Source organism: Cohnella cellulosilytica (assembly GCF_042431195.1).
Taxonomy (GTDB): Bacteria; Bacillota; Bacilli; order Paenibacillales; family Paenibacillaceae; genus Cohnella; species Cohnella cellulosilytica.
In genome coordinates, this window is sequence record NZ_JBHMDN010000048.1 from 75738 (window position 1) to 93433 (window position 17696).

9 protein-coding genes are annotated in these 17696 nt (G+C 51.7%); 8 read left to right on the forward strand and 1 reads right to left on the reverse strand.

The genetic code is table 11. The features are described from left to right. Position 1: 1 nt before the first annotated feature. The 8 genes from ACFFT4_RS27415 (at position 2) to ACFFT4_RS27450 (ending at position 16657) form a co-directional block, all read left to right on the forward strand. Positions 2–853, forward strand: a complete 852-nt coding sequence (locus ACFFT4_RS27415) for a carbohydrate ABC transporter permease (protein ID WP_378052246.1) — start codon at positions 2–4, stop codon at positions 851–853. 36 nt (positions 854–889) lie between these two features. After that, entirely contained in the window at positions 890–2038 is a 1149-nt protein-coding gene (locus tag ACFFT4_RS27420) for an enolase C-terminal domain-like protein (protein ID WP_378052247.1), read from the forward strand. A gap of 650 nt (positions 2039–2688) precedes the next feature. Then, entirely contained in the window at positions 2689–11268 is an 8580-nt protein-coding gene (locus ACFFT4_RS27425) for an immunoglobulin-like domain-containing protein (protein ID WP_378052248.1), read from the forward strand. A 273-nt stretch (positions 11269–11541) separates the two neighbouring features. Continuing rightward, a complete protein-coding gene (locus ACFFT4_RS27430) occupies positions 11542–12180 on the forward strand; it encodes a hypothetical protein (protein ID WP_378052249.1) in 639 nt (212 codons plus the stop codon). 45 nt (positions 12181–12225) lie between these two features. Beyond that, the gene (locus ACFFT4_RS27435) at positions 12226–12711 is read left to right on the forward strand and encodes an SRPBCC family protein (protein ID WP_378052250.1); all 486 of its coding nucleotides are present in this window, start codon (positions 12226–12228) and stop codon (positions 12709–12711) included. A gap of 598 nt (positions 12712–13309) precedes the next feature. Further along, positions 13310–14275 carry a carbohydrate ABC transporter permease gene (locus tag ACFFT4_RS27440; protein ID WP_378052251.1) on the forward strand — a complete coding sequence of 322 codons (966 nt, stop codon included), beginning with the start codon at positions 13310–13312 and terminating at the stop codon, positions 14273–14275. Between the two features lie 72 nt (positions 14276–14347). Then, positions 14348–15199 carry a carbohydrate ABC transporter permease gene (locus ACFFT4_RS27445; RefSeq protein ID WP_378052252.1) on the forward strand — a complete coding sequence of 284 codons (852 nt, stop codon included), beginning with the start codon at positions 14348–14350 and terminating at the stop codon, positions 15197–15199. Between the two features lie 57 nt (positions 15200–15256). Further along, positions 15257–16657 (forward strand): ABC transporter substrate-binding protein, encoded by a 1401-nt coding sequence (locus ACFFT4_RS27450; protein ID WP_378052253.1) that lies wholly within the window; start codon positions 15257–15259, stop codon positions 16655–16657. Positions 16658–16802: 145 nt separating this feature from the next. Here the strand turns inward: ACFFT4_RS27450 and ACFFT4_RS27455 are convergent, their stop codons facing one another. Next, the gene (locus ACFFT4_RS27455; protein WP_378052254.1) at positions 16803–17687 is read right to left on the reverse strand and encodes a helix-turn-helix domain-containing protein; all 885 of its coding nucleotides are present in this window, start codon (positions 17685–17687) and stop codon (positions 16803–16805) included. Between the last annotated feature and the right edge of the window lie 9 nt (positions 17688–17696).

The following is a 17696-nucleotide window of genomic DNA, read 5'->3' on the forward strand; positions in this document are numbered from 1 at the left end:
TATGAGCTTGCTTCTGCGAAATAGGAGGATCGGGCCACCGCTTTATTACGTATTTCTATGCTGCTTTGGACTGATCATGCTGTATCCGCTGATTTGGCTGTTGCTTGCATCGGTTAAGCCTAGCCACGAGATTTTTGCAGGTACTGGCTTGTGGCCTTCGGAATTTGTGTTCAGCAGCTATTGGACAGGGTGGAAGAGCGCGGGGCAAGTGGGTTTTGAAACCTTCACGCTCAATTCCTTGCGGCTGGTCATTCCGGTTGTCGCCTTCACTCTCATCTCAAGCTTGACGGTAGCTTATGGATTTGCCCGGTTTAATTTCGTTATGAAGAAGACATTTTTTGGCTTAATGATTATTATGCTCATGCTGCCGAGCTCTGTCATCATTATTCCGCGCTACTTGCTCTTCAGAGACTTGGGATGGATCAACACGTATCTACCGTTTATCGTGCCGGCGATTTTTGCCACATCGTCGTTTTTTATCTTTATGTTCATCCAATTTTTCAGAGGGCTGCCAAGGGAACTGGACGAATCGGCTAAGGTTGATGGATACGGCTCATTAAGAATTTTAATTTATATCCTGATGCCATTGTGTAAACCGGTTATTATATCCGGCGCCATTTTCCAGTTTATTTGGACCTGGAACGATTTTTTCGATCAATTGATTTATATTAATTCGGTCTCCAAATTTACGGTTTCGCTCGGTTTGAGAATGTCGCTTGATACTTCTCAGTATGTGGAATGGAATCAATTGCTGGCCATGTCAATCGTTGCGATCCTGCCTTGCGTAATTGTTTTCTTTATGGCGCAAAAATATTTTGTGGAAGGCATATCTACGACAGGGATGAAGGGGTAAAGTGGAACGGATATTGGAGCGGGAGGGGATATTCAATTGAATGTATCGATTATTGAGCCAAGTTGGCGCATAGAGAAGATAGAATGGGCGATCCTGCCGGGCAAGAGAGCCAGAGCCGCAGGGCTTAATGCCCGGAGAGGCGTGCATGGGATTGACGTTCCTTTGCAATTGGCAAGGATTACAATTGCCGGGGAGACGGGCTTCGGTTGGTCGCGGATCACCAAACAGGCCGCTCAAGAGCTCATTGGTACCAAAGTCAAAGACGTCTTTGGCTCCAATGGTACCATAGCTGCTAATTATCGGAGCATTGAGTATCCCTTAATGGATTGGTTTGGGAACGTGCAGGGTAAACCGGTCTATTCCTTAATAGCGAGGAACGAAGAGAGGGAACAGCTTCTGAAGCTGCCTTGCTATGACACTTCTCTATATTTTGACGATTTGCATCTATTGGAGGAGCTTGCTGCCGTCGAGTTGATGATGGCGGAAGCGGCCGAAGGCAAGGCTCAGGGTCATATTAATTTTAAGATCAAGGTGGGTAGGGGCGCTCGCTACATGCCACTAATCGAAGGGACCAAGCGGGATATTGCAATTATTCATGGCATTCGGGACATAGCGGGACCTGATGGCAAGCTCATGATTGACGCCAATAATGGTTATAATCTCAATTTAACCAAGCAGGTACTGAAGGAGACTGAAGGAGCCAAACTGTATTGGCTGGAGGAGGCATTTCATGAAGATGCCGAGCTTTATGCAGACCTGAAGGCATGGATGCAAGCGGAGGGGCTAAATGTGCTGGTGGCAGACGGCGAAGGGTTGGCTGCTCCTCCATTAATTCAATGGGCAAAAGAGGGGGTGATTGATGTCGTCCAATACGATATTCTTGCTCCGGGCTTCTGCTTCTGGTTGGATCTTGCGCCTGAGCTTGATGCGAGCGGTGTGAAATCGGCTCCTCACAGTTACGGTACACCATACGGCAATTATGCGCTATGCCAAGTAGCTTCTGCAATTGAAGGCTTCCAGTTTGTCGAATGGGATCAGATTGAAGTTGCGGGTATGGACGCCTCCGGTTATCAGATTGACAACGGTTATGTTACCGTGCCGTCGCTTCCGGGTTTTGGCCTTCGCTTCGACGAAGCTTATGTCGGCAGGCGTGTTCAGGAAAGCGGATGGGCAGTGGGAAAATAATAGGTGAATCGATGGTACTGGAGTAGAGGAAGAGGGGCGGATGCGGGGATGAATCCCGACATTCGCCCGCTTTTTCGTTTTTAGTCATAGATCGTAAACGGAGCGGAGGAAATTCCGCTTCTTTTTCGATTATAAGATCAATCGGGGAATCAAGGTAATAATGCCCCCATAAAGGATAAGACTGCCCCGTAGGAACTTGATTGCAACACTCGTATGATAAGATAAGTCCACAATATTATACAGAGTGTTGTTCCTGAAGAAGATTGCAGGGGTTAAAGAAGCGGCGAGAATGCGATATTCGAACGTATCCGTTTCGCTCTTTGAAACCTGTTGAAAGCGCTAACATTTTGTCGATTGTGGTCGGATAAGAGATTAGGAAGATTGCACATATGGAAAAGCAGAGGTGATGCGGAGGCGAGAGTATAAAAGCGGAAAAGCATTGTCAGGCCGTACGAGGGGTTCAGGTGGTCCTAGAATCAAAGAGTTATGGGAGCTCTTCAAAACCTAAAAACAGGATACATGGAGGAAATTTAAGGATGATAAAAAGACGGTTATTGGCATCTTTACTTGTGACAGCGATGCTGGTTACTTTGTTTTCTCCGCCTTTGACAGGGACAGTCAGCGCGGCATGGGAAGATGATGTAAATCTATTGACCGTAAATGAGGGGACGGATGGAAATACGGCGACAGCTACCCAAGCGCCGGACGGACAGACAGCGTGGAAGCTGAACACGGGAACTTCCAAGAACGGCGGTCCTTGGGACAATCTTTTCACGCCGAGCGTGTCGCCTCTAAGAGATGTGTCCGCTTATAGAGACGGCTACTTCGCCTTCGAGATGTATATTCCCAATGCTGGCCTCAAAAATATGGAAGGGAATAACTGGCTTGTCATCGTAAGCGACAGTAATCCTGCTGGCGACAAGTTTAACGACGATTCCCGTCTCCAGCTTGAGCTAAGCGGGGTCACGAATGCAGCGGTGGGTACATGGGCGACGGTCTATACGAAGCTGTCGTCGTCAAGCGCCACAGCCGGGAATTTCAATGACGACTGGCTGGACCAGGTAACCAGACTGGCCATGCATCTGCAATGGGGGACGAGTGTCCCTGGCGCCGACGTTTTCATTAAAAACCCGCGTTTTCAGAAAAGCGCGTTAGGCGTTCCGCTCTCATCGTCAACGGTTCCCGCACTGGACGCAGCGACAAAAACGGTGACCGCCAACGCGCCGGCCAGCGGACAAGCCGTGGAATTCGCGATAAGCGAAGACGGCATCGCTCCGGCATCCGGTTGGGTCGACGGGGTGAACAACGGCGGCGTTTATACGCATCAATTTGCCGAATTGCCTTCAGCGGAAACCTATTATGTATTCGCGCGCGCGAAAGCGAACGGCACTTACAACTTCATCGGCGCATCTTCCAGAATTATCGTAACGTCGATTGACGAACAAGTGCTCGTAGATGACGCCGCGGCGTCTCTGACCTGGGATACGATTAAAGGCAGCAATGCTTCGATTGACGATGTACAGTCGCAGCTTAATCTTCCGACGACAATCGGCACAACTAACGTAGCCTGGTCTTCGGACAATGCGGCCATAAGCGGCACCGGAAGCATAGATCGTTTATGGAACAGAGAAGTGGACAAAACCGTAGTCCTCACGGCGACAATAACCAAGGGCGAGGCAAGCGCGACGAAAGCTTTCACGTTGACGGTGAAAGCCATGCCGGCGGAGGTCAATGCCCGGACTGCGACGTATTTTCCAAATATCGAAGAGGGGACGATCGGCGCTGCTGCGCCGGACGGCAATAACGCGGTTAAACTGGGTCCCGGAAAAATAGGCGCCGGCGCTGAACGAATCTGGAATGCCAGCAGCGGCAGTCAGAATCTATTGGCTTACGCGAATCAATATTTTGTTTTTGAAATGTATGTTACGCATGCGGACCTTCTAAATTTCAACGGGAATAACTGGATTGCCATTGCATCCGGCGGCAACAATCTGGACACGAATTCGCGTCTTAATCTGAATGTGAATGAAATGAGAAACGGACAGGTCAACGAATGGATGACCGTCTATGCGCAATTATCGACGGCCAATTCTCCGAATGGCTTCAACCCCGTTACGTTGGACACGGTAACGGAAATGAGATTGCAGATGCAATGGGCTTCCGCGCCCCAAGGCGACATCTATATCAAGAACGCTCGTTTTCAGAGTACCGCGGATTCGCCGAAACCTGTTCCGGCAGCCGTTGAGACAACCGACAACGTGACGTTATCTTCGGCCGCGCCGACGAACGGTCAGGTCGTGCAGTTCGCGATCAACGCGACCGGCAGCGCTCCTGCAGAAGGCGATTGGACGACGGGGACGCTCGATTCGGGCTCGTATACTGCTACATTTGCAAAACCCGTAGGCGACACCTATTACACCTTCGCCCGCACGGCCCAAAATACGCAGTATCCTTTTGCAGGAACGCATACAAGGGTTAAAGTGGTGCATCTTGACGACAATCAAGCCGTAGCGGACGCGGCAGACCAGTTGACCTGGGATACGATCAGGAATGCGAATGCGAATCTATCCGAAGTCAGAACGGCGCTGACGCTTCCGACAACGGGGGCGAACGATACGGCTATCGTATGGTCGGCCGTACCTGCAGGTGTTCTGGATACCGCAACCGGCAGCGTCACTCGCGATCCCGACCAAGACAAAGCCGTAACCCTTACGGCGACGATAACCAAAGGCAGCGCAGCGCCTGTTGCCAAAACGTTCAATCTGACGGTAGTCAGGACGGATAACGAGCTGGCCGAAGTGTTTATCGACTTCAACGATCCGGCCACCTATGCTCCATCCGGCGACAATCAAAAACTCCAAGGCGACGGCATCGACATCAGCCTGAACGGAGACAGCGTCCTGGTGGAAAGAGTCACTCAAAACGGCGTGAACGCCGTGAAGGTTGGCGACTTTATTTACGTCATTGTTAACGACCCTCGACTTGTGTCGGTCAACAAGGTCGAACTGGAAGTCAAATACTGGAGACCGAGCGCCACCGGCGGGATTTCGCTGCACTATAACACCATCTATCCCGGCAGCTTCTCCGGATATGACGCGTATCGATCGGCGAGCCTTCCCGCGACGGGAAGCGGCAACGCTTGGGTCACTTCAAGAGTGAATCTCAACGGAGCCAATTTCGCGGTAGGCGCGCAAAATCAAGGCGCACACCTCCGTTTTGCTACAGCAGGAGCCCTTATTCAGAGCATTCGAATAACCGAGATTCCCCCCACGGATACCGAAGCGGTGCAGCTTGCTGCGGAAGCTCTGACTTGGGACGCGATCAAGGGCGCGAATACAAGACAGGATCTGGTGGAAACGGATTTGACTCTTGCCAAGTCGGGTTCGGGGAGTACGAGCATAACCTGGACCTCTACCCATGAGGCGGTCATCAACAGCGACACCGGCGCAGTAGAGCGTCAAGAAACCAATACGGCCGTAACCCTGACGGCGACCCTAAGCAAAGGTACGGCAGCGCCGGTGGTTAAAACCTTTCCTATCGTCGTTCGCGGAACGGGGATCGGAAACGACGAGGATGCGGTAAATCAGATGTGGAACAAGCTGACCTGGGATTTAATCAAAGGCGTGAACGTCATCGAGAGTAATGTGACGACGAACCTGGTTCTTCCGTCGATGGGCGAGAATATGACGGATATTACATGGACGACCTCCGACGCTGCTCTCGTGACCGCCGCAGGCGTGATCCCGACCATCCGTCCGGATGGCGGCGGCGCCGTAACGCTTACGGCAACGGTACGAAGAGGCCCGGTTGCCGCTCCTGTAACCCGGACTAAAACCTTCGCGTTGACCGTTCCGGGCAGATACGATTACGCCAAACATATGAGGACGGCAATCGATCAGGAACATGACGCGAAGGATTGGGTGATCTCCGACTTTAACGTACTCGCTTTCGGCGCGAAAACGGAAGCGATGGCGGCAGCGGAAAGTTTGGTTGATTTCGATAACAGAGAGGCTTTCCAAGCGGCGATTGACGCGGCGTATAATGACGGAGGCGGCGTAGTCTATATTCCGGCGGGAACCTATGCGTTCCGTTCGGAAACGACCGGGACAGTCAGCGTTAAAAGCACGACAGGCAATACAACCTACGAGTACAAACAAGTTTTGAATTTGCGGGCAGGCGTACAGCTCCGCGGCGAATGGGATAACCCGGATGCGGACGATTACGACGGCACAATCGATGGCACCGTGCTCGCGGTCTATGCCGGGCATAATTCCGCCAACTACGACACCTATGTGGACTCCGACGAGAGGGAAAATCAGACCGGCGGCAAAAAAGTGGCCAACGTGTCCGATCGCTTCATCGACATGGAGCAGGGCACAGGCGTGTCCAACCTTTCCGTATGGTATCCGAATCAGGATATTAACGCGACAACCACGGTTGAAAAGAGGAACGCAGACGGTCAGAAGACGGGGGAATTCGAGACGATTCACGGAATTCCGTATCCGTGGACGTTCTATCAGAGAACCGGCAACAGCGCAACGCTGGATAACGTTACGCTTGTCAACGCTTGGGGAGGCTTCATCTCCCTGCCGAGCGAAATGCATTACGTCGTGAACAGCAAGATGACGGCTCTTTACAAGGGGATCGTGGTTCACACCTGTACGGACATCGGACGGATCGAGAACGTGAACGTGAACCCGAAATACTGGGCGAATTCCGGACTTGGCGGCGCGCCGACGCTTGCGGAAGCGAGAGCTTACACCAGAGCGAACGCGACCGGGTTCATGATGCACCGTTCGGACTGGGAATACGTATCGGGGTTGAACATTTCCGGGTATAAGACGGGGATGTGGATCGGAAGGGAGCCAGGCGGCGACGAAGCGCCCAACGCACAGTTCTACGGATTAAAAATCGAAGACAGCCAGACGGGCGTCTATATCGACAACGTTAACGGCTTCGGTCTGCTGATCTCGAATTCGGAATTCGGAGGCGACACGGCTGTACAGTTCGACGAACGGTTCAACACTTCCGTTCAGTTCAACGGAGTAGCCTTCAAAGGTCCGATTGTCAGCAACGCCAGAGGGGGAGTAATCTCCTTCGAGGATAGCACGTTCGACGACTATGACGCTTACGCGCTGAACTTCCTGAATCGGGGCAACGCCTTGGTCAGTCAGAGCAGTTTCAAGCAAGCGGACAAACATGCGCAGCTCGGAACAAACTTCGGAACGTTCAAATCGGTCAATTCCGGTTATAACCTTGACCTCAAGAGCGCTAACCTGGCCGCGCACATCGCCAATCTTGAGCTTGATGTTAAGGTTGACGGGGAGAACACCAAGGTGCAAATCGTGAATGATGTGGAATATCTGTTCGAACCTATTCCGAAAGACGTCAAGACGGATATCGACGTTCACCCGAGACCGGCCTCAAGCGCGGTGCTTAGACTGGACTTCCCGCGCTCGTTAACCAGCAGCGCGCCGACCGCGGACATCTCCGCGAAATTGCAGGAAGCTCTGAACTATATGAAAGCGAATCACGGCGGCGGCACGATTTATTTGCCGGGAGGAAGATATCGGCTGGATCTTCCCGTCATCGTTCCGGAAGGCGTTGAGCTCAGGGGAACATGGGACGTACAGCACCATACGCAGGGCGGCGGCACGGCAATCTTCACGACTTACAGCGGCGGCGCCCAGGGAGAAAACGGAGCCTCTCTTATTCAGCTTAAGGCGAACGCGGGTCTCAGAGGACTTAATCTGACCCAAGCGAATCTGACCAGCGTCAATCTCAACAATCCCGATCAAACGCTGAAAACCCCGTTCCTGGTACAGGGACAAGGCGCAGGCGTATATGCGATCAACTTGACGATCCCGATCGGGGACAAAGGCATAGACCTGGCTTCCTACCCAACGGATGGTCACTATGTGGATTATTTGGGCGGCACGCTCTTGAGAGCGGGCATCTGGGTCGGGGGAGGTGCGGAAGGCGGATTTATTCGAAACATGCAATTCAATCCGCATTACGCATTAAGACTTCCGGGAGGCCAAGGCTACACGGCGCCTTCAGGAGATCTGTACGGATTCGTGCAAAGATACATGAGTGCGCTCAAATTCGCCGATGTGGAAGACCAGACGATTTTCAACAACTTCGTTTACGGCTCGGTATATGGCATACATTTTCTGAAAAGAGACCTGGGGAACGGAGAATTCGCTTACCCGGGAAAAATGACGATGATCGGTCACGGCTCGGACGGAACCACGTACGCTCTCCATGTGGAGGATGCGGACGAACACACCCGAATTGTCGCGATCAACTCGGAATTGGTGAATACGAACATCGCGACGGAGCCCAACAGAGCGTATGTTAAAATGGGCGATGCCGCCAATCCCGCAAAAATCCACCCCGACGCCGAGCTTGCCCTGTACAACAGCGCGTTCTGGGGAAGCCCGACCTTGGCGGGAGCGGTCGTCTATAACGGCAACGTTCGTTTCCAGCAAGCGAACTTCACTCAGCTGCCCGGCAGCAATCCGGGGATCGACGTTCACGGCGGTAAAGCGCACGTATACTCCTCTTACTTCCAGCCGTCCAAGGACGGCCAGAATAACAACGTGTATGCCATGCTGCGCGAGGGCGGCACATCGATCGAGCTGAGCAACAATTATTACGCGTCCGGTTTGAGGAACGGCACCCCGGCCAACAATCCGTACGGAATTTACGGCTCGGATTTAATGGCGGATCCGTTCGTATTCAACCTGACCGACAACGGAGATCAACATCAAATCAACTTTAAGTATAATGTCGGAGGAAGGGTGTCCGCTCCCGGGACATTAACCGTGGTTTCCCCGGCGGCCTATGCCGAAAATTTCACTCCCGTGAAATTCGACGCGCTTGCGGCAGGCGAAGTCGTAACCGTAGATTTACCGGATTACGCTGCAGGTCTGATCACCTTCGAGCTTCGCCTCGAAGACGGCAATGCATACGCCTATACGGCCAAATACGATACGGCTTACGCCGAGAAGATAAGCTCTGTCGGTTCGGAAAACCCGGCGAAGAGCGCCGCAACTCCGGCGTTCGTCATGGATACGGAAGATTACGTAACGATGGGAACGTGGGAGGGTCCGCAAGACCTCAGCGCGGAATCGCGTTTCGCATGGGACGACAACAACTTGTACGCGTACATTGTCGTTACGGATGACGTGCACTTCAACAGCCAGACCGGAGGGAATATATGGCGGGAAGACAATTTGCAGCTAGGCATTGATTTGCGCAATCCTGCAACCGACAGTACGACACGGAATGAATTGGGATTCACGCTCGCCAACGACAACGAAGTCGTCGTATTCTCGTGGACTCGTCCTACGGGGGCCAATGCGCCGACTGCTCCGGTAACCGATATCGTGGCCAACATTACGAGAGATGAAAATACGAAAACGACGATTTACGATCTGAAAATTCCGTTTAATACCGTTCATAACCATCCTGCGTCGGAGCTTGCGAACGAGAGAATCGGAGTATCGGTCATGCTCAACGAATCCGATGGCTCGAATGAATCCGACGGCTCCAGAGCCACCTTTGAAGTGATAAGCGGACAATTGAAGAATTCGAATTTATTTACGAATTTATATCTGTTAAGCGCGGGCGAATACAATGAACGGCTTGAAGCTTCGGCAAGAGCGGCCGTCACCAGAGCGCTCGCGTCCGAATTGGCCGCCGATATCGCAATGGCTCGCAACTTTGTCGTGATTATGCCGGACGGCGAGGCCAGAACGGAACTGCTGAACACGATCAATGCGCTCGTCGTATCGTATACGGTCACGTTCAAGGACTGGAATGGAACGATTCTGAAGACGGAGACGGTGAGGCACGGAGAAGATGCAACCGCGCCGTCGCAGCCGTCGCGGGCAGGGTATACGTTCAGGGGATGGAGCGTCGCCTTTGCGAACGTGACGTCGGATCTGACCGTGGTGGCGGAGTATACTGCCGTATCGGGAAATTCGAGTAATTCGAGCAATTCAGGGTCCGTTTCGGCCCCGCCTTCTGCAAAGGTTAATGCAGATAGCAGCGGAAACGTAACCGTAAGCTTGACGCCAACGTTGGATAACGCGTCTCAACTTGCCCAAACCGTCTTGTCCGACAACGAGCTTGCAGACGCATTCGAACAGGCAGCCGGCGAGTCGAAGCAAATTAAAATCCTATTATCCGCCATCGAGAATGCGAAAGGCTACACATTAGGGCTTCCGGCCTCGTGGTTCGAGGGAGCCTCCGATCGCTCGGTCGCAATAGAAACATCGCTTGGCTCGGTTATCGTATCGAGCGCGATGTTTACCGCAGCTCAATTGCAAAGTGCCGGGCAGACGGTAGTAACCCTCGTGGTTCGCCAAGCGGACAAGAGCGGATGGAGCCAGCGGTTGATCGATCAGATTGGCGATCGTCCGGTATTGGATCTGTCGATCCTGTTCGACGATAAAGCAGCCGAGTGGAGCAATAGCGAAGCGCCGGTTACGATCCTCGTACCGTATACGCCGACAGCAGCGGAGCAACAACATCCCGATCAGCTAGTTGTCTGGTACGTAGACGGCGAAGGCAGCGCAACTCCTGTGCCTAACGGCAGATATGACAGCGCAGCGGGGCAGATGGCGTTTCGAATTTCGCACTTTAGCCAGTATGCAGTCGGATATGCGGCGCCTAAGTTCAGCGACTTGTCTCGCGTAGCTTGGGCGGCCAAGGAAATCGAAGCGTTGGCGGCCAGAGGCGTAGTCGAAGGCGCGACGGCCACGACCTTCGATCCGGGGACCGCAATCGGCAGAGGGGAATTCCTCGCGCAATTGATCAGACTCCTGGAGCTGGACGCTGAATTCACGGCCAACTTTGCCGATGTTCCGGTAAGCTCGCCTTATTACGAGGAGCTTGGAATCGGCCGCGCGCTTGGCATTGTTGAAGGCGTTGGCGGGAACAAATTCCTGCCGGATACGAAAGTCAGCAGAGAAGACGTTGCCGTCATCCTTAAGCGAGCGCTGGACCAATGGCAGAACAAGCTGTCGCAAGTCTCGTCCAAGTCCATCGACGATTTCAAAGACGGCGCGAAGGCGGCAACCTATGCAAGGGAAGGGTTAGCCTATCTGCTTGGCGTCGGTTTGCTCCAAGGCAACAGCGACAACAGCTTGAATCCGAAGGGCAATCTGACTCGCGCGGAAGCGGCGGTTATTTTGTATCGAATCTATGCGCAATCGCGCTGAGGCATTTAGAGGAAGAAGCCGGGGAACACTCCCCGGCTTTTTCTTTAACCATTCAGAAAGGATAAAATTCTCTAGCCTTAACTGAATCGTCCTCGACAAAACGCGTTCACCGTCCTAAGGACGTCGAAGGCGTTTTGGCTTGTATAGCCGTTTTTGTTGATGCGGAGAGACTTTCGTCACTTTATTTAAGGGGAATTGGAGTACAATTTGTATATAGGGATAGAGGGGCATAATGCCAAGGGTTGGAGCGGACGAAGCAGGGGAGGTTATGAAATGAAAAATGCAAAGACGGGCCTTTATTCCGCAATTATAGCGGGGATCTCGACGGCCATTTTTGCCGTATCCATGTTAAAGGAGAGTATGTCGCTCATCTCTTTTGGCATTTGCATGGCGCTCTCCTGGTCCTATACGATTTTAACGTGCGCTTTTGCAGCTGAGGCTGACGAGGATCATAAAGCTTTTGCGTATGCCGGCTTGTCCTTTGCTTGCCTCTATGCCGTTTTTATTCAGTTGGTTTACTTTACGCAATTAACAACCGTAAATCAGGCGGCGGCTTCAGAGGAGGTTATCCATGCGCTGACCTATACCCCGGGAAGCTGGATGTTTGCTCTTGACTTGCTCGGTTATGCAGTAATGGCTGTCTCGACGTTTTTTGTGGGCTTAACCATTCAGCCGATTAGCAGAACGGATAGATGGCTGAAAGCCATGCTTAAGCTTCACGGACTTTTTGCTATTTGCCTTGTCATGCCAATGTTTAGTCTATTTGATAACGCAGGTAACGATTCGTTAAATCAGGTGGGAGTCATCGTATTGGAGATATGGTGTTTGTACTTTATTCCGATGATGGTATTGGCCGCAAAGCATTTTAATGAAAGCGGCAAGTCAGTTCAAAACAGCGATAAAGGCTTGTAAAATGAGGGTTTAGATGTTATTCACATCCGAAAGGGAGGATGTCTCATGACAAAGGCATTCGGCGGGAAAAGAACAGATACGGCATCGAAATGGATAAAGGCATCGGCGCAAACCATTTATAAAGCATTTGTGAATCCGACAGCTCTCATGTCATGGCTGCCGCCGGAAGGCATGGAAGGTCATATTGAAGAGTTTGACGTTCGGGAAGGCGGAGTCTATCGAATGACTCTAACCTATGTTGGAGCCGATCACTCAACTCCAGGCAAAACCTCGGACCATGCCGACGTTGTTAGCGGGAGATTTCTGAAGTTAGTTCCCGGCGAGAGGATTGTGCAGCAAGTCGAATTCGCGTCTGAGGACCCCGCATTCGCGGGCACGATGACAATGTCATGGCTGTTAACGGAGGTTCACGGGGGCACCGAAGTCACCATTCTATGTGAAAACGTACCCGGAGGAATACGGCAGGAAGATCACGACGCGGGGTTGAAGTCCAGTCTGGAGAATCTCGCTGCTTTCACGGAACAACTATAACTGGGAGCGGCCCGCTTTGTGAGCGCTTCTCAAGATAAAGGCAAATTGCAGGAATGAAACAGCCGTGTTATGATTAGGATAGAAAAAGGAGCCGGACGGCCATCCGACTCCCTGCACAACATTTTGGGCGGGAAACCTCCAAAAGAAGTTCGAGAAAATAACCCGCAGGCCGTCAACCTGGGCGGGTTATTTTCGTTTGTGCAGATAAGTGAGCAACGCCAGCAGGAACATGCCCAGCATAATCACTTCTGTTAACGAAAATTGCATACGCATCACCCCCGTTCTGGAGGCGATACTTCCCACCCAAGTCTGTTGTACACTGGTATTATACCAAAATATGTCGTTTTTTGCCTAGAAGATAGAAATACGGAACGTGAAGATCAGAGCCGAGGCCCTGGTCTTTTTTCTGTTTTATTAGTTCAATATAGTACGATTATTTACGAATTTGAACTTTTATTATTATCTTTATACTGCTATATTGACTGTCAATTGGATGCTGAGATATTCTATTCTTGTCAATAGCTATTATAAGAAAATTCAAAAAAGAGAAGGTCTTAAGTTTCTTTTTTTTATCGCATCATAGCGGGGGTGAGGGATTTTGAATAGAAATGGAATCGCTTTCTTTTTTAAGCGGAATGCGGCTGCGTATCTGTTTTTGCTGCCATGGCTCATAGGCTTCGTTGTTCTCACGCTGTATCCGATGATCTATTCGCTTTATCTAGGGTTTACCGATTACGACTTTACGAAGCCGGATTCTACACAGCTGATTGGTTTTGGCAATTATACGAAAATGTTCGGATCGATCTTCGGCATTCAGGACTTTACGGTTGCAACGGGCGAGGTTATGCGAGTCGATCCCTATTACTTGAAATCGCTTTCGGTTACGTTCACTTACGTGTTTGTGTCCGTACCGATCAAATTGGCCTTCGCCTTATTAATTGCAATGCTGCTCAGCCAAAAACTCCGCTTTATTCCGTTCTATCGCGCTGTCTATTATATTCCGACTTTGCTTGGCGGCTCCGTAGCGATCGCGGTGTTATGGCGCAAGCTGTTCGAAAAAGACGGCCTGCTCAACGGCCTGCTCGGCGGCCTGGGGTTCACGGATTTGCCAGGGTGGATCACCAATCCCAAATATGCGCTGTCGACCTTGATTTTGCTCACCGTCTGGCAGTTCGGTTCCAGCATGATCATCTTCCTGGCCGGTCTTAAGCAGATCCCTTCGGAATATTACGAGGCGTCGAGCATCGACGGGGCGGGGAAGGTCAAGCAGTTCATCGCGATCACGATTCCGTCGCTTACTCCTGTTATTTTGTTTAACTTGATCATGCAGATGATTTCGGCGTTCCAGGTATTCACACAGGCCTACATTATCGGCGGCGGCAAAGGCGGCGTCTTGAATTCCACCTTGTTTTACACCTTGTACCTCTACATTCAAGGATGGACGTATCACGAGATGGGGTATGCTTCGGCCATGGCGTGGGTGCTGCTGTTGATCATCGGTATTTTCACCGCGATTATCTTTAAGAGTTCGAAATACTGGGTGTCGTACGGAAGCGGCGAGTGAAGCTCCCGGTTCCCCGGCGCAAGGATAAAGGCTTCGTGAAAATTAATTTTACGATAAGAGTGGTGGTATCTTTTGAAAACAGGAACCGATCGTCCGGTGTTTAAGGTATTCACCCATATTTTCATTATCGTGCTTGGCGTGGGCATGCTTTACCCGATCATCTGGATGATTGCCAGCTCGTTCAAGCCCAACAATATGATTTTTAGCGATACCAGCCTGATTCCGAAAGCGTTCACTCTTGAAAACTATGTCAATGGTTGGAAAGGTTATGCGGGCACAAGCTTCGGAACGTTTTTCGCGAATTCGTTGATTCTGTGTATCGTGGCGGTTGCCGCCAACCTGATTACCTGTTCTATGGCGGCTTACGCGTTCGGACGGCTCAAGTTCGATGGCAAGAATTTATGGTTTGCGATCATGATGATAACGCTCATGCTGCCCGGCCACGTCACATTGGTGCCGCAGTATATTCTGTTTAACACCTTCGGATGGGTCGGCACTTATCTGCCGATCATCGTACCGAAGCTGCTGGCTACCGACGCGTTCTTCGTGTTCCTGCTCGTGCAGTTTATTCGCGGGCTGCCCAAGGATTTGGACGAAGCGGCAGTGATCGACGGATGCGGGAAAGCGGGAATTTACTTACGGATCGTCGTGCCGCTTGCGGCTCCGGCGCTGATTACAACCGCTCTGTTTACGTTCTTATGGACCTGGGACGACTTCTTCAATCATTTGCTGTATCTTACAAATCCCAAGACGTTCACCGTCTCCAGAGCCCTGCGCACATTCGTCGGCGATGCGGGCGCGGTTTCGAACTGGGGCGGGGCGCTGGCCATGGCCACGCTTTCGATTATCCCGTGCTTTGCGTTATTCTTCTCGCTGCAGAAATATTTCGTGCAAGGCATCGCCACTTCAGGCAGCAAAGGGTAGGTTGCAAGGGGGAATCCCCCTGTAATAGATATAAACAAATCATGGGAGGTTGCTTAAATGAAAAAAACTTTACATTTAATTTTGGCAGCGGTCATGCTGTTGTTCGTTCTCGCCGCATGCAGCAGCAACAAGGAACCCGCAGCTCAGTCAAACACTCCGCCGGCGTCGGAGGCGACAGCTTCGGAACCGTCGGCATCGACGTCGGAATCGCCGCCGGCCGACGCAACGCGCCCCGATGGGCTGCCGGCCTACACGGGCGGACCCGCCGAGCTGCGTTTCGGCTGGTGGGGCAACGACGATCGCGCCCAAATTACGAATGACGTCATTGCTAAATTTATGGAAGCCTATCCGGAAATCAAGGTCACCGGCGAACCCAATGGCGGTACGCCCGACCACTTCGCGATTATCGACACGCAGCTTCAGAGCAACAACGCCCCCGATCTTATTCAGTTCGGAGGCAACTATCCCGATTATGAGCAATATTTGCAGCCCTTGAACGACTTCCTGGGTAAGCAGCTGATGATTGATACGCCCGAGACATTCGATCAGACTGCGCTCATCCCGGCTACGCTGAACGGAAATCTGTATGTGGTTAGCCTCGGCACGAACACTCTTGTCCTTGCCTATAACAAAACAATGATTGAGAACGCCGGCGCAGCGCTGCCGCAGGACAACATGTCGTGGGACGAATTGATCGCTTACGGAAAAGAGTTAAAAGCCAAGCTGCCGGCCGGGGTATCCCCGTTTGTCGACAACAGCACCAACACGGCAAATTACTTGAGCTATTTCTATACGCAAGAAGGGACCCCGCTGTGGACCTACGATGATGGAGGCAAATCTTACGCAACGGTCGATTCGGCCAAGAAGTGGCTGCAAATGTGGGCGGATTTGCGCGCGGAAGGCATCATCCCCGATGCGGACACGACGGCAACTTACGCGGAATCCGGTCCGGACAGCTCCGCGCTGGTGGCAGGCAAAGCGGCGGTCGGTCTGATTTGGAGCAACCAGGTTGCGGCCTATCAAGCCGCGATGACGGACACCTTGGGCGCGACCACATTGCCTAAAGGCGGCGAGAAGGCTTACCAAATCCAGATGAGCCAGTATATCGGAATCAACAAGAACAGCAAGAACGTGGAGGCTGCGGCGATATTCGCCAACTATTTCGTGACCAGCCCCGAAGCGGGCGCAATTCTGGGCACCAATCGCGGGGTTCCTTCCTCGCCTGAGGTTCGTCAAGCGATATCGGCCAGCGCAACGCCGATCGACGCGGCCGTATACCATATTTACGACGTAGTCGCCGACAGAAGCGTACCGCAAGGCCCGAACCTTCCGAACGACCAAGAGTTTGTCACCGAGCTGCAGCTGCTTGGGCAGAACGTGGGCTACGGCAAATTAACGGTGGATCAGGGCGCGGAGGAACTGCAGGCGCTTATTGAAAGAATGATCGCCAAAAAGTAAGGCACGGCACCTGGCGGGTGCTGCCCCGATTTTCAATAAGGGGCAGCGCCCGCTTCTTTCCTTATCTGGAATCATCGCCGACAAAACGCAATTCTGCGTCAAGAGGACGCCGAAGGCGTTTTTGCTTGTTGCGGCGCTTGGTGTTCTATTGTTTTTTATTGCGTACTTTTTGCTTGATGATGCTGAGCTTTTTTCGGTATTTCAGCGGGGTTGTTTCGGTGTATTTCTTGAAAACGCGTTCAAAATAGGTGACGCTGCTGTAGCCCAAGCATTCGCCGATCTCGGCTACGCTCATGTCGTTTCGTTCCAGAAGCTGCTGCGCTTTCTTGACGCTGTGAATATTGATATAGTCCTGTACCGTAAAGCCGGTAACTTCTTTGAACACGCGGCAAAGATAGCTTTTGCTGATAAAGAAATGGTTGCATACTTCATCCAAGGTTCTTACCCTAACCTCGCCTTGCGTGATGAACGTCGCGATTTCATTGATCATTTTATGCTTGGGTTTGTCGGACATGGAGAGGTTGGGCGGAATCAGTCTTTCGGAATGGGAGCGGCGGACGTAAAGCAGAATTTCCGTGATTTTCATCATAATAAAGGTCGAATAGTTATCGTGTTTTTTGTCCGCTTCCTCCATAATATCGTTGAAACGGCGCTCTATCCAGATCTGGGCTTGCTCGTCCAGCTCCAATACGCAGGAATATTTGAAGAAAAACTCCGCCAGGCTCATCCCGCTGATGTTCTGAAAAAAGGTCGAGAAGGGCTCGGCGTTCAACTCGATCAGGAAGCGGTCGTGAAAGTTTTTGCCGAGGACGCTGGTTTTGTGGATATGCATGGAATCGACCAGCACAAGGCTGCCTTTGCGAATATGGTACGTTTTATTTTCGATAAAATAATAGCGTTCTCCGTTAAACATGTAGTAGATTTCAAATTCCGGGTGCAAGTGCATGTCCGGCATCACGAATTCTTCGTTGCGTATCACTCGTTCAAGCGTAATGCCGTCAAGCACGCAATCGCATAATTTTGTGATCATACAGCAGCC

Excerpts from the sequence above, each read along its gene's own strand:
- ACFFT4_RS27415 (WP_378052246.1), top strand. The coding sequence starts at position 2 with ATGAGCTTGCTTCTGCGAAATAGGAGGATCGGGCCACCGCTTTATTAC.
- ACFFT4_RS27430 (WP_378052249.1), top strand. The coding sequence starts at position 11,542 with ATGAAAAATGCAAAGACGGGCCTTTATTCCGCAATTATAGCGGGGATC.
- ACFFT4_RS27435 (WP_378052250.1), top strand. The coding sequence starts at position 12,226 with ATGACAAAGGCATTCGGCGGGAAAAGAACAGATACGGCATCGAAATGG.
- ACFFT4_RS27450 (WP_378052253.1), top strand. The coding sequence starts at position 15,257 with ATGAAAAAAACTTTACATTTAATTTTGGCAGCGGTCATGCTGTTGTTC.
- ACFFT4_RS27455 (WP_378052254.1), bottom strand. The coding sequence starts at position 17,687 with ATGATCACAAAATTATGCGATTGCGTGCTTGACGGCATTACGCTTGAA.